Consider the following 13,626-nt stretch of genomic DNA (forward strand, 5'->3'; position numbering starts at 1 on the left):
TTGGCTAGGCCAGCGGCATCACATCATCGTGTTAGGGAGGCGTCGGGGCAGGTGGGGCGGACCACAGAATTCCTCAAGCCCGGTATCGTTTGGCGCAGCCGGATTATTACATTTACCCGATATTATATAAGGCTTCTTCGGCGGCACTGCCCGGCCCCTCTTCACTGGGCCCAGCGCCCGCATGGCTGCCCGACCTAGCTTGCGCGGTGCTTGTCATCCCGGAGCAGGCTGGTAGTTAGCCCCAGGCTCTCTGCTTTCCACCAACCCTCTCTTTTATGTCACACTTATTTACGCATTGCCCGCCCCCGCGGCGCTGGCCGCTGCTGCCCTTGCTGGGGCTGCTGCTGGTCGGTGCCCCGGCACAGGCCCAATTTGCGTCATTTGCCAGCTACGGCAGCGCCGGGGGGCTCAGCTACCCCGTGCTGGGCGACCTAGACGGCGACGGCCGGCCCGACATCGTCGCGACCAGCCTCACCGCGTCCGGCATCAGCACGCTGCTGGGCCAAGCCGGCGGGACCTTTGCTGCGGGCGGCACCTACACCACGCTGACCAACGGCGCCCCGTTCGGCCTGCAACTGGGCGACCTGAACGGCGACGGCCGCCTCGACGCGGTGGTGGTCAACAGCTCCGGGCAAAGCCTGAGCGTACTGCTGGGGCAGGCCGGCGGCACGTTTGGGGCAGCCACCAACTACCCGACCAACCTCAACGGCTCCAGCGCCTACAACGTGGCGCTGGGCGACCTGAACGGCGACGGCCGCCTCGACGCGGTGATTACCACCGGCGACAACACGGTGGGCGTATTTCTGGGCCAGGCCGGCGGCGCCCTGGGCACCCCGACTTATTACCCCAACGGCGCCGGGCTGACTTCCTACAGCGTGGACCTGGGCGACCTGAACGGCGACGGCCGCTTGGACGTGGCCGTCAGCAACTTCGGCAGCGGCAGCGGCTCGACGGTTTCGGTGTTTCTGGGCCAGGCGGGCGGCGCGCTGGGCGCGGCCGTCACCTACCCCACCGGTTCGGCGCCCGCGGGCTTGCGACTCGGGGACCTCAACGGCGACAGCCGCCTTGACCTCGTGGTAGCCAACTACAACGACAACAACGTGGGCGTGTTGCTGGGCCAGGGCAACGGTGCTTTCGGCGCCATGGCTACCTACGCCACCGGGGCGGTGAACCCGCGCGAGGTAGCCCTGGCCGACTTCAACCTCGACGGCCGCCTCGACGTGGTGGCCAGCAACCTGGGCCCGCTTGCGGGCACCGCGGGCAGCACCGTGGGCGTGCTGCTGGGCCAAGGCAACGGCACGCTCGGCTCCGCAACTACCTATTCGATTGGCAGTGGCAGCCGGCCCTGGGGCGTAGTAGCAGGCGACGTGAACGGCGACGGAAAGCCGGACATCGTGACGGCCAACCGCGACAACAGCACCGTGAGCGTGCTGCTGAACACCGTGGTGGCTCCTCCGACCGCCACTGGCGCCAGCCGCTGCGGCGCGGGCTCGGTTACGCTCTCGGCCAGCGGGGCGCCGAGCGGGGGCTCGTACCGCTGGTACACCCAGGCCTCGGGCGGCACGGCCATCAGCGGAGCGACGGGCAGCAGCTACGCCACGCCCACGCTCTACGGCTCGACGACCTACTACGTCAGCACAGTGGACGCCAGCAACACCGAAAGCGCCACGCGTACGGCCGTTACAGCCACCATCAACTACGTAGCGCCGCCCTCCATCGTGGCCGGCGGCCCGACGACGTTCAACGCCGGGGGCTCGGTGGCGCTGACCGCGCGGCCTAACGTGGCCTTGAGCTTCACGGGCCTCAACAGCACCAGCAGCCAGCGCGTGGCCACCACCCTCAACGCGGCGCCCGCGGCCCTGGCCAACAGCACCTGGGAAGCCTGGGTGTACCCCACGCGCACCAACTACGGCGTGCGCCAGACGGTTTTTTCGGTCGACGACGGCAACTTCGACCGCAGCCTGGTCATCGAAGCCAACACGGATGACTGGGGCGTGTTTACGGGCAGCGGCGTGTGGACGCCGGCCGCCGTCGACCTGAACCAGTGGCAGCACGTGGCCGTGGTGTACAGCACGACGGGCATCAAGTTCTACAAGAACGGCGTGGAATACGTGTACGGCGGCGGGGCTAACACCGGCGCCACCACCAACCGCTTCACCGTCGGCAGCAACCCCGGCTTCCTGAACGAGTCGTGGCAGGGGCAGCTCGACGAGGTGCGCGTGTGGAGCACCGCCCGCAGCCAGAGCCAGATTCAGAGCCTCATGTTTGACGCCCCGGCCGGCACCACCGCCGGGCTGGCGGGCTTCTGGCGCTTCAACGAAGGCAGCGGCAGCACGGCCGCCGACGAAACGGGCGCCAACAACGGCACCCTCACCAACGCCCCGACCTACGTGACGCCCGGCCAGGGCAGCATCGTGGCCTCGACCTATGCCTGGAGCCCGGCCACCGGTCTGAGTGCCACCAATACGGCCACCGTGACGGCCTCGCCCGGCAGCACCCAGACGTACACCGTAAGCGTGAGCAACGGCGGCACCTGCAGCAGCTCGGCCCAGCAGACCGTGACGGTGAACCCGCTGGCCGACCTGACGGTCAGCACTACGCAAAACGTGCCCGCCGGCAGCTACAACAACATCACCGTCACCGGCACCGGCGCGGCGACCTTGACCGGCGCCGTGAACGTGGCCGGCGCCTTCGTGGTGCAGACCGGCGGCTCGCTCAACACCAACTGCCAGGCTCTGACCGGCAGCGGCTCGTTTGCCCTGCAGGACGGCGCCACGCTGAGCATCTGCAACCTGGCCGGCATCACCAGCAGCGGGGCCACCGGCGCGGTGCAGGTAACGGGCACGCGCAGCTTCTCCTCCGACGCCAACTACGTGTACAACGGCAGCGGGGCGCAGGTCACGGGCAACGGCCTGCCCAGCCAGGTACGCAACCTGACCTCGACCAACACCAGCCCGCTTACCTTGTCGCAGGCGCTGGCCGTCCGGGAAGTGCTGACGCTCAACGCGGGCAGCCTGAACCTGAACGCCCGGACGCTGACCCTGCTTTCCGACGCCAGCGGCACGGCCCTGGTTGCCAACCTGGGTGCGGGCTTCGTTTCGGGCACGACGGTGACGGTGCAGCGCTACATAGATCCGACGAGCAACGCCGGTCTGGGCTACCGCCACCTCGTGGCCCCGGTAACCAATGCCACGGTGGCGGCCTTCGGTTCGGGGGGCACTGCGCTGGTCATCAACCCGGCCTACAACACCTCGGCTACGCCGAACCTGACTACGCCCTTCCCCACCATCTTCCGCTACGACCAGAGCCGCCTGGCCACGTCGCCGGCCACCACGCTGTCGGCTTTCGACAAGGGCTGGGTGTCGCCCTCGGCCCTGAGTGACGCGGCCGGCTTGGCCACCACCGGCTTTACGGTGCAGCTGCCGGGCGCCAGCACGCTGAGTTTCACCGGGCAGGTGGGCAACAGCAGCGGCAGCATCCCGATGAGCCGGGCCAGCGGGGCTACCGCCGCCGATGCGGGCTGGAATTTTATTGGCAACCCCTACCCCTCGCCCCTGGATTTCAGCACCATCACGGCCAGTCAGCGCGTCAATCTGGACGCCAGCTTCTACGTGTTTCAGAGCACTTCGCAGTACGGCGGGCAGTACCGCAGCTACGTCAACGGCGTGGGAAGCAGCTCGCTCATCGGCAGCAGCCAGGCCTTTTTCATGCGCGTGAGTGCGGGGCAAACCACGGGCAGCCTTTCGCTCGACAATAGCAACCGCGTGACCAGCTACGCCCAGCAGGCCCCGGTGCAGCGCAGCGCCGACCCGCGCCCGCAGCTGTATCTGACGGTGCAGGGCCGCGGCCTGAGCGACGAGGCGTACGTGTACTTCCAGCCCGGCGCCACCGCCGGCGTCGACGGGGAATTTGACGCGCTGAAGCTCAGCAACCCGCACGGCCTGAACCTGACCGCCGTGGCGGCCGGGGCCGAGCTGGCCATTAACGGCCTGCCCGCGCTGACGAGCAGCACCGTGGTGCCGCTGCGCCTGCAGCTGCCGCAGGCCGGCAGCTACACCCTGCGCGCGGCCGCGCTGCTGAATCTGACCACGGCCCAGGCCTACCTCTACGACGCGCAAACCGGTCAGCTCATCGACCTGCAGCAGCAGCCGGAGTACAGCTTCAACGTCGGGGCGGCGGCCGATCTGCCGAGCCGCTTCGAGCTGCGCTTCAGCCCGGCCCGCCCCACGGCCACCCAGCCCGGCCTGACGGCGGCCAGCGTGCAGGTATACCCCAACCCTGCCGCTGAGGCCTTCACGGTGCGGGTACCCGGCCTCAACGGCGCCGACAAGGTGCAGCTGAGCCTCTACAACAGCCTGGGCCAGCGGGTGCACGTTCAAACCCAGGCGCTGGGTGCGGCCGGGGTGCAAACCACGCTGCCCGTCGCCGACCTGGCAGCCGGCGTGTACCAACTCCGCATCGAAGCCGGCAGCAGCACGCTCACCCGCCGCGTGGTGGTGGCGCACTAATGCTCTTCGCGTGGCCGCGGGGGCGATACTCCCCAGCGGTTGTCCGGCCGGGCAGCCAGCAACTGCCGGCCGGCCACGATTCCTCAGCAATGCAAACCGCCGCGTCGTCCTTGAAGGGCGGCGCGGCGGTTTGTCGTTTGGAGCTGCGCTTAGCCTTTGGGGCCGCGCACGGGCGGAGCCGTTTGGGGCACCAGCACCACGCGCCGGCCGGTGAGGGTTTCGAGCATGGGCCGCAGAATCTGCTGGGCGTTTTGTTCGGTTTGGGCCAGAATGCCTGACTGCAGGGCCGCCCGCTTCACGTTGGCTTCGGCGTACTTGTAGCCCTGATCAATCAGCTCGGCGTCCTGAAAAAAGCCGTTTTCGACCCCGTACACCCGGCTGCGGCTGTGGTCGACGCGCCAGGTGCAGAGCTCCGCTTTGGGCAGGGCCACGCGCACCACCGAGTCGCCCTCGAACACCACGTCGGTGGCCTTCACCTGGCGCAGGTCCAGGCAGCCCACGGCCTCGCCGGCCACGATGAGGGCTACTTTGGCGTCGGGCAGAAAGCGGTAGGTGCTCTTCTTGTACTCCACGATGTCCTTGAACTGGTAGCGCACCAGCTCCAGCCGGCCCAGGCCCTCGATTTTCTCCAGCACCGTGTTGTGCGTCACCGTCACGCGCGGCTCGGGGCGCAGGGGGTTCAGGTCTGTAAGCGTGCCGGCGACTTTGCGCCAGAGAAACCAGCCCAGGGCCAGCAAAAACACCAGCGGCAGCAGGCGCCGCAGCAAACGAACAAGGGACATACCCGCAATTAACGGTGAGCAACTCCGAAGCTATACGGCCGCGGGCGCCCAGGCGCCGAACCGCTGCTGAAAACCCGCCCAGCCCTGTAGCCCCCCGGTGTGCACCGCCAGCACCGTGCTACCGGGCACAAAATGCCCCTGCTCGATGAGCTGCAGCGTGCCGGCCAGCAACTTGGCGGTGTACACCGGGTCGAGCACCACGCGGTGGCGCAGGTAGAACTCCTCCACGAAGCCCAGTAGCTCGGTGGAATGCTTGGCGTAGCCGCCGAAGTGCGCGTCGAGGTGCACGTGGTAATTGGCGTAGCGCCGACCGGTGACGTGTTCGGTCAGCGCGTCTACTTCGGCGCGCAGCCAGTCGGCGCCTTTCAGTGCGGCCACGCCCACGGCCTGCTTGCGGCCGTCGAGGCCGGTGAGCAGCCCGGCCAACGTGCCGCCGGTGCCGCAGGCCACGGCCAGCGCGTCGTAGGCTTCGCCGGCCTCGTCCAGTTCCTGCACCAGTTCGGCCACCCCGCGCAAGGCCAGGGCGTTGGTGCCGCCTTCGGGCAGCACGTAGGCCGGACCCAGGTCGGTCAGCAGCTCCCGTACCCAAGCGTCGTCGGTGCGCCGGCGGTAGTCCTCGCGGCTCACGAAGTGCAGCTGCATGCCGTCGGCGCGGCACTGCTGCAACGTGGGGCTGAGCGCGGCCGCTTCCTCGCCGCGCACTACCCCGATGGTATCGAAGCCCTGCAGGCGGCCGGCCGCCGCCACGGCGGCCAGGTGGTTGGAGTAGGCCCCGCCAAAGGTCAGCAGCGTCTTTTGGCCTTGCTCGCGGGCCGCCAGCAGGTTGTATTTGAGCTTGCGCCACTTGTTGCCGGGCAACTCGGGGTGGCGCCAGTCGTCGCGCAGCAGGCGCAGGCGCACGCCCCGACGCTCGGCCACGAGTTCGGGCAACTCCTGCACAGTAGGTCCGCTAGGCATTGAGAGCGAGAAACGTAGGCGGCAAAGGTACAGCCTTTGCCCCGCCTTATCGGCGCATGGGGGTAGCGGCCGGCCACAAAAAAGCCCCGGCCGCGCAGGTAGCAGGCGCGGCCGGGGCTTTCGAAGGGGCGGATACTACGCCGCCAGCAAGTCGTCGTCGTCGGCCGCCACGGCTACCGCGGGGGCACTGCTGCGGCGCAGGGCGAAAACCACCCCGCCGATAATCACCAGGAACAGCAGCACCGACGATACCAGCGAAATGGTGTTGCCGATGCGGTACTCCTTGGGCTCGAACTTAAACTCGATGGTGTGCTGACCGGCCGGCACGGGCAGGGCGCGCAGCACGAAGTTGGCGCGCAGGTGCGGCACCAGCTTGCCGTCGATGTAGGCATTCCAGCCGTCGGCGTAGTAGATTTCGGAGAAGACCACCAGGCCCGGACGGGCGGCATTGGCGGTGTATTTCAGCTCGTTGGGCGAGTAGCTGGTCAGCTGAATGGTGGAGCCCGTGGGGTCGTAGCTGGTCGTCTGCTGCGGGAACTTGCTCACGTCCACCACGGCCGTCGTGGCCGGGTCGAAGGTGCTGAGCGCGGCAATTTCCTGGTCGGGGTTCTGCACCGGCTGCACCTTGCTCACAAACCAGGCGTTGCCCAGGGCCCCGGCGTTCGGAATGGCCTGCGTCTCGCCGTTTTGCTGGGGCGGGCTGATGAAGTAGCGGGCGTTGAGCATGTTCAGCACCCGCGGGTTGCCCACCTGCCCGGTGGTCGAGAGCTGCTGGAACAGCTGCTGCATCTCGGGGCTGATCTGCCGCTCAATCAGCTCCTGGTAGCGGCGCAGCTTGGCCCCGTGGTAACCGCCGATGCTCTTGTGCAGGTACGACGTCTGCGCGTCGTTGAAGGGGTTGCTCAGGTTCAGCACCCGGTAATGCAGGGTTTTGTCGGCCAGGATCTGCTCGTCGGCCTTGGTGGGCGTAAACTGCTCGGTGATGGTCTGGGTGGTGAAGTTGTTTTCGCCCAGGTAGCGCTTGTCGGCCGTCCAGAGGTCGGCCAGGGTCAGCAGGCCCACCAGCGAGGCGGCCACCGTCAGGCTGAGCTTGCGGCCGAGGTAGAACCAGAGCACGCCGGCCGTGGCCACAATGAAGAAGATGGAGCGGAACACGTCGGTGCGCATGAGGGCGGCGCGGTCCTGGCGCAGGGCGTCGAGCGGGAAGCCCTGCGGCAGCTGCGCATCCACCGGGCCGGCAAAGTCGCTGCCGAGGCCCAATACCAGGGCCAGCAGGCAAAGGCCGGCGGTGATGCCGGTAGCCATGAGCAGGTGGCGGCGCAGGCCGGCTACTTCGGGCGTATCCTTCTGTGCCACGGGCAAGCCGGCTACCGTCGGAACGGCCGCGGCGGCCGGGCGGGCGCGCAGCACCCGGGCCAGGGCCAGCACGGCCAGCAGCGGCATGGCCAGCTGGGCAATGGTCAGCGCCATCGACACTGCCCGGAACTTGTTGTAGCCCGGGAAGAAGTCGAACATCAGGTCGTTGAACGAGGCGAAGTTCTTGCCCCAGGCCAGGATAATCGAGAAGATGGTGGCGGCCAGCAGCCAAGTGCGGGTGCGGCGGTCGGCCACGAACACGCCGAGCACGAACAGCAGCACCACCACCGCGCCCACGTACACCGGGCCGCTGGTGATGGGCTGGTCGCCCCAGTAAGTGGGCATGCCGGCCAGGTACTGGTCCAGCTGCCCGGGGTCGACCATGCCGCTCAGGGCCTTACCGGTGTTCGAGTCGGCGTCGAGCTTGCCCGTCGAAGCACCACCGTAGTAGTTCGGCACCAGCAGCGTTATCGTCTCCCCGACCCCGTAGCTGTAGGAGAAGGCGTAGTCGTGGTCGAGACCCGAGCCGCCTTCCTCGGCGGGCGCGGCGGCCGGCTGGCCGGGCTGGGCCGGGGCCGGCGTCTTCAGCTCCGATTTGCCGCGGATGCTGTACTTGCCGTACTCGGCGGTGGTGTAGAGGCGGCCGAAGCTCACGCCTACGGCCAGCAGCGCGCCCACGGCCAGCACAGCGGTGTTGCGCAGAAACTCGCCGAGGCGCTTTTCGCGCAGGGCAAAAATCAGCTCAACGATGCCGAACACCAGCACCAGCAGCAGCAGGTAGTAGGTGATTTGCAAGTGGTTGGCCCGGATGTTCATGGTCAGCCCCAGGGCGAAGAGCACGCCGCCGATCAGCCAGTTGCGCCGGAACGTGACCAGCAAGCCCGCCAGCACCAGCGGCGCGTAGGCCAGGGCGTAGGACTTGGAGTTGTGCCCGGCGGCGAGGATGATGAGGTTGTAGCTCGTAAAGCCGATGGCAATGGCACCAACCAATGACACTAAGGGGCGCATGCCCAGCGCGGCAAACAGTAGGTAGCCGCAGAACAGGGCCGCAAACAGGTTGGCCACAATCGGCGGCAGGCCGAAGGTGAAGATGTTGGTCAGGTACACCGTCAGGTCGCCGGGGAAGCGGGTACTGATCAGGTAGGTGGGCATGCCCGAGAACATGGAGTTGGTCCACAAGGCTTCCTGCCCGGTATTCTCCCGGAACAGCAGCGCCTCGCGGGCCCCGCCGTTGAACTGCACGATGTCGTGCTGGCTCAGGGTTTTGCCCCCGAACACGATGGGCGAGAAGTACAGCACGGCCAGCACGAGCAGGAAGGCCACGGCCAGCAAATGCGGCAACAGGCGCGACCAGAGCGGTTGCGGCACCGCGGCGGCCGGAGTCGGCGAAACGACTGGGGAGGGCATGGGTTGTAGTCGGTAGTTGGTAGTCGGTGAGGGAATGATACCCAACGGCGGCTCCTAACGCCTCAATAGCCCAGGGGGCCAGCCCTGGGCTATTGCAAAGCCGGTACGCCCGAGCCGTTGGTCACAAAAAAGCCCGGCCGGCAGGCGCCAGCCGGGCTTGAAGCCCGAAGGTAGGTCGATTATTTTACTTCCTCGAACTCCACGTAGTCGCCGCCGCGGAATTCCTTTTTGGGCTGGCGCGGAGCTTTGGGCGGCACGAAATCCACCCGCACCTGCCCCGCGGGCTCGGCCGGCCGCTGGTTGGGCCGCTCGTAGCGGGGCGGCGCCTGCTGGCCAAAATCAGCTGCGTCGGCCCCGAAAGGCATGCCGCCGGCTTGCATCTGCTTGCGTACAAACGCCGTGAGGACGTAGCGCAGCAGCAGGGGCAACACCAGGCGCAGCACCCAGAAAATCAGAAAGGAAACCAGCAGAAACGAAATAAAGCTCATCAGCTCGCGGGTTCAAAGTCAGGTTTGAAGTAAAAGTCGCGGTCGGCGGGACCTTCCAGCACGGCCGGCGGACAGGGTACTAACCGCGGCGAGCCGGCTTGGGTTTCAAGCACGTAGGGCCGGTAACCCAGCTCGGCCAGCAGCGCGGCTACCTTGCGGCGGTTGTCGAGCCCGTTCAGCTCGGTCTGGATAACGGGACGGTGGCGGCGCAGCGTATGTTGCATGTGCCGGAACACTTCGTACTCGAAGCCCTCCACGTCGCACTTCACAAAATCGAGGCGGGTAAAGTCGGCCAGCAGCTCGTCGGGCACGCGCATGGGCACTTCGTAGAACTGCGCGTACTGCTCGTTGGGGCTGCTGTCGGCCACTTTGGTCATGCCGTGGTGCAGCAGCCCGTTGCGGGCCGGCGTGCCCATGCGCACCGTGTCGTTGCTGCCGCCGAGGGCGTAAGGCAGCAGCAGCAGGTTGTCGTGCCCGCTTAGGCGCACGTTGTCCTCCCAGATGCGCTGAAACAACGGCACCGGCTCCACGGCCAGCACCTTGCCCTCGGCCCCCACCAGCCGCGACAAGGTCACGGAGTAGTAGCCCAGGTTGGCCCCGATGTCGAGGCACACGTCGCCGGGCTTGACCAGCGTTTCCAGGAAAAACAGCTCGGGGTATTTGCTGCGGCCCCAGCCCAGCGCCACCAGGCGCAGGTAAGCGTAGCTGGCCAACCGGATGTACCGCTCGAAGCCCAGGGTGCCGACCAACAGTTTGCGCAATGCCTTCATCTGCGGGCAAAGGTAGAAAAGCGGAAATGGGGAACTGGTGAGTGCCGCGCTGGCCCCCCGCGCAACAGCGGCTGCATCCCCTCCGCAGTGTACTACTTCGCCGCGTTGCTCCACCAGCGCGACACGCCGGCCGCCACCAGCCCGCCCAGGGTGTACCAGGCCACGGTCATCAGCTTGGTTTGCGGGGTGCGGTTGCTGGGCCCGTCGCCGAGGCCGAGCGGCCCGGGCAGCACCACGCCGCCCACGCCGGCCGCCACGCCCAGGGCCGCGCCGCGCCACCACGCGTCGGGGCCACTGCCCACAAGACTGTAGTAGAGGCCGTTCACTAGCAGGTCGCCGGCCATGGTGGCGTTATAGGCCGTGCGCGGGCCGGGCTGCGGGGCATCGGCGGCGGCCAGAAGCTTGCGCAGGCCGCGCACGCCGAGCACGTCCATGCGCGGGGCGTCGGGGGTAAGCTCTTTGGCGGTTTGGTGCACCAAGGTCAGTACTACCGAGCCGCTCAGGCCGCTGACCAGGGCCTGAATGAGGTCGTCCGAATGCGAATCAGCCATAGTTGTTCGTCGTTGGCGGCCGTTGCGGCCGCGTTCAGTGTATGTCGAAACGCACCGGCGGAGCCCGGGTTAGGCCCGGTGCAGATTTTTTCCGCCGCTGGGTTGCGTCGTTTAAAAACGGCTTTTTATATTTGCAGCCCCGAACGACGCATCTGCATCGGCCGGGACATTAGCCTGCTTAGCTCAGTTGGTAGAGCAGCTCATTCGTAATGAGCAGGTCGTTGGTTCGAGTCCAATAGCAGGCTCCCGCACACAACAAGGCCCGTTTCCTTTCGGAGACGGGCCTTGTTGTGTTTTTCAGACCAGCATTTTTAGCCCGCTGACGGCTGCGGGCGCTAGGCGTTGCGCTTATTCATCGCCTTGCTCAGCCAGCTGATGCCGGCGGCCAGGGCCAGCCCGCCCACTACTTTCTGGGTGGTGCTCAGTTTGCCGAGCTGGCCGGCGGCCGAGTCGCCGAAGTTTTTCAGTTGGCCGTTCAGACCGCCCAGCAGGCCGCTGGCTTTGTCTTGAATGGACGAAGACTGTTGCTGTTGCGGCTGGCCTTGAATGTTGCTGGAGCCGGTGCCTTTGAAGTCGGGAGTGCTTTGGTTAGCCATGATGTCGGAGTTTTAAGGGTTCAGGGAAACAGCCGAGCTACGCGGGCTGCTGGCTAGATATTCGTAAAATCCGGCCCGCAGGTTACAGCAAATCAACGGCTCAGCCCACGAAACGTCGCCGCTACACCACCACGTCGGGGCGGTTGTGCCCGGCCGAGGCCTGCTCGGAGGCCCCGCGCCCCGGGCCGGCGGGCAGCGGCACCTGCAAGAGCGCCGCGTAGGCGGCGGCGTCGCGCTGCCCGGCTTCGCGGGCTTCCACCTCGAAGCGGTTGGCGTAGTAGCCCACCCGCGCCGACTCCACCAAGTACTCCCACAGAAAACGCAGCACGCCCCGCTCCTGTACCTGGCGGATGTGGCACATCTCGTGCGCCACCCACGACGGCTCGCGCAGAAATTGCTCCCGCGTGACGCCGCTTAAATGGATGGTTGAGCCCAACACCATGGCCACGTTGGCCTGGCCTAGTTTCAGGCGGGCAATGCGCGCCAACGGCGAATTTTCAATTATCCGGGGAAGCTCCACCGTACGAGCTGGTTGAAAAACAACAGGATACGAAACAAGCCAGCGAAGGTTGGCAGGCTCGACAATACTATTCAACCATATAATTGAATATAAATAAGAATTTTCGGCTTTTTTGGGCCAAAAGCTTGGACTGCCACGGGTTGGCGGCTAGCTTTACCCTATCGGCCCGGATAGAATCTTTCCGAGCCGGTTGAAAAAAACACCTTTCCCAATTTCTCTAACGGCCTCTTCTAGAGAAGAAAAGTACGCCACCCGGTCCCTCTGGACCGCCGCTCGGGAGCGGATCCACCACCCACACGACGGACAATGAAGAATACCTTTTTGTGTTGCCTCGCCGCTGTTTCACTGGCTCTTTCCTTTTTCTTCGACTACGCTCCTAATACCCGCCCGGCCGGTTCGCCGGCCCTGGCCGAAGCGTCGCTCTTCGGTTTGCCCGACGGCGGCAGCGACGATTTCCGCGACTCGCTGAACGTTGGCTACTACTCGCAGCAACTCGGCATCCGCGCCGACTACGACGACAACGCCTCGCTGCTGCGCACGATTACCGAATGGCTGGGTACGCCCTACCGCTTCGGTTCCAACAGCAAAAGCGGTACCGACTGCTCCGGCTTCGTGACCCGCGTGTTCAAGGAGGTGTACGGCATCAACCTGGTGCACAGCTCCCGCTCCATGTTCTCCAACGCCACGCGCGTGGCCAAGGACGAAATGAAGACCGGCGACCTGGTGTTCTTCCGCCGCGGCCCGGGCCAGCCCATCTACCACGTGGGCATCTACTTGAAAGACGGCAAGTTTGCTCACTCGGCCACCAACGGCGGCGTGATGGTTAGCTCGCTTGACCAGCCCTACTACCACCGGAATTTCTACGCGGCTGGCCGCGTCAACGTCGAATAGCTCTCAACAGCTTGTTTGCCGAAGCCCCTGCTCCCCGAGCCGGGGCTTTTTGTTTGGGTCCGGTTGAAATAGCGCCTGATAACTATTTTGGCGCGAAACAGTATAGCACGGCAGTTGCCGGCGGCTACGGCGGCCGGCTTACGTTCGTTCTCTCAACTCCTTTCATACCATGGCTACCTCCACTCCCGACGGCGAACGAATTGCGTCGTCGCCGCTCTTTAAGGGCTTTCTGCGCAAGGCCGAAAGCTACCTCAAGCAACCTCTGCGCATCAAGCAACTGCTCAACGATGCCTACCAAAAGGCCAGCGCCAAGAAGGACGTGGGCCACATTGCCCACGAAGCCTGGGAAAGCCTGCAGACGCTGTTCCGTTTGGTGCGATACGCAGCTTCGGGCGAGTACACCGGCATTCCCACACCCACGGTCATGGCCGCGGTGGCCGTGCTCATCTACTTCCTCTCCCCTATCGATCTGGTGCCCGACTTCATCCCCGTGGTGGGCCTGCTCGACGACGTGGCGCTGATGGCCTGGTTTACCAGCACCCTCAAAACCGAGATGGACAAGTTTGCCGAGTGGGAAAAGTCGCGTCCCCATCCCATTACCGTGCCCTCCGAGCATTTTGAAGAAGCGCCGGAATCGGCGAAACGGGCCGGCGTGACGCGCCGGCTGACGCCGAGCACAACCACCAATTCGCCCCTGGAAAAGGCCGAGCACAGCGTCACCAGCGGCTCGTTTGTGGAGTCGGATGAGTCGGCGAAACGCGCGGGCCGGGCCGACCTGCCCGGTGGCTCCAGCCCTGATC

At 66.0% G+C, this 13,626-nt stretch carries 10 protein-coding genes, 1 tRNA gene and 1 pseudogene; 4 read left to right on the forward strand and 8 right to left on the reverse strand.

Features of this window, described 5'->3' with window-relative positions; all coding sequences use genetic code 11:
- Window positions 1–275: 275 nt before the first annotated feature.
- Complete coding sequence (locus LJ737_RS00720; RefSeq protein WP_227761815.1) at window positions 276–4,508, forward strand: FG-GAP-like repeat-containing protein; 4,233 nt, start codon at window positions 276–278, stop codon at window positions 4,506–4,508.
- 149 nt (window positions 4,509–4,657) lie between these two features.
- On the opposite strand, the gene LJ737_RS00725 is transcribed toward LJ737_RS00720, so the two are convergent.
- From LJ737_RS00725 to LJ737_RS00750, 6 genes are all read right to left on the reverse strand, one after another.
- Window positions 4,658–5,290, reverse strand: a complete 633-nt coding sequence (locus LJ737_RS00725; RefSeq protein ID WP_227761817.1) for a DUF4230 domain-containing protein — start codon at window positions 5,288–5,290, stop codon at window positions 4,658–4,660.
- Window positions 5,291–5,320: 30 nt separating this feature from the next.
- Window positions 5,321–6,247, reverse strand: a complete 927-nt coding sequence (locus tag LJ737_RS00730; RefSeq protein WP_227761819.1) for a 1-aminocyclopropane-1-carboxylate deaminase/D-cysteine desulfhydrase — start codon at window positions 6,245–6,247, stop codon at window positions 5,321–5,323.
- A 135-nt stretch (window positions 6,248–6,382) separates the two neighbouring features.
- A complete protein-coding gene (locus tag LJ737_RS00735) occupies window positions 6,383–9,010 on the reverse strand; it encodes a YfhO family protein (protein ID WP_227761821.1) in 2,628 nt (875 codons plus the stop codon).
- Window positions 9,011–9,189: 179 nt separating this feature from the next.
- A complete protein-coding gene (locus tag LJ737_RS00740; protein ID WP_227761824.1) occupies window positions 9,190–9,498 on the reverse strand; it encodes a DUF4834 family protein in 309 nt (102 codons plus the stop codon).
- Complete coding sequence (locus LJ737_RS00745; protein ID WP_227761833.1) at window positions 9,498–10,268, reverse strand: FkbM family methyltransferase; 771 nt, start codon at window positions 10,266–10,268, stop codon at window positions 9,498–9,500. Before LJ737_RS00745 ends, LJ737_RS00740 begins: the two co-directional genes overlap by 1 nt.
- Window positions 10,269–10,360: 92 nt before the next feature.
- The gene (locus LJ737_RS00750) at window positions 10,361–10,819 is read right to left on the reverse strand and encodes a hypothetical protein (protein WP_227761835.1); all 459 of its coding nucleotides are present in this window, start codon (window positions 10,817–10,819) and stop codon (window positions 10,361–10,363) included.
- 172 nt (window positions 10,820–10,991) lie between these two features.
- Here LJ737_RS00750 and LJ737_RS00755 point away from each other — a divergent pair.
- Window positions 10,992–11,064, forward strand: a tRNA-Thr gene (locus tag LJ737_RS00755).
- A 90-nt stretch (window positions 11,065–11,154) separates the two neighbouring features.
- Here LJ737_RS00755 and LJ737_RS00760 read toward each other — a convergent pair.
- Both LJ737_RS00760 and LJ737_RS00765 read right to left on the reverse strand, forming a co-directional pair.
- On the reverse strand, window positions 11,155–11,415 hold the full coding sequence (locus LJ737_RS00760) for a hypothetical protein (RefSeq protein WP_227761838.1): 261 nt from the start codon (window positions 11,413–11,415) through the stop codon (window positions 11,155–11,157).
- 121 nt (window positions 11,416–11,536) lie between these two features.
- Entirely contained in the window at window positions 11,537–11,902 is a 366-nt protein-coding gene (locus tag LJ737_RS00765; RefSeq protein ID WP_227761840.1) for a hypothetical protein, read from the reverse strand.
- Between the two features lie 339 nt (window positions 11,903–12,241).
- On the opposite strand from LJ737_RS00765, the gene LJ737_RS00770 reads away from it, so the two are divergent.
- Together LJ737_RS00770 and LJ737_RS27240 are read left to right on the forward strand one after the other, a co-directional pair.
- Window positions 12,242–12,826 (forward strand): C40 family peptidase, encoded by a 585-nt coding sequence (locus LJ737_RS00770; RefSeq protein ID WP_227761842.1) that lies wholly within the window; start codon window positions 12,242–12,244, stop codon window positions 12,824–12,826.
- A 421-nt stretch (window positions 12,827–13,247) separates the two neighbouring features.
- Window positions 13,248–13,349: pseudogene (locus LJ737_RS27240) on the forward strand (YkvA family protein); the annotation flags it as partial.
- Window positions 13,350–13,626 lie beyond the last annotated feature (277 nt).

Source organism: Hymenobacter sp. 15J16-1T3B (genome assembly GCF_020711235.1).
GTDB lineage: Bacteria > Bacteroidota > Bacteroidia > Cytophagales > Hymenobacteraceae > Solirubrum.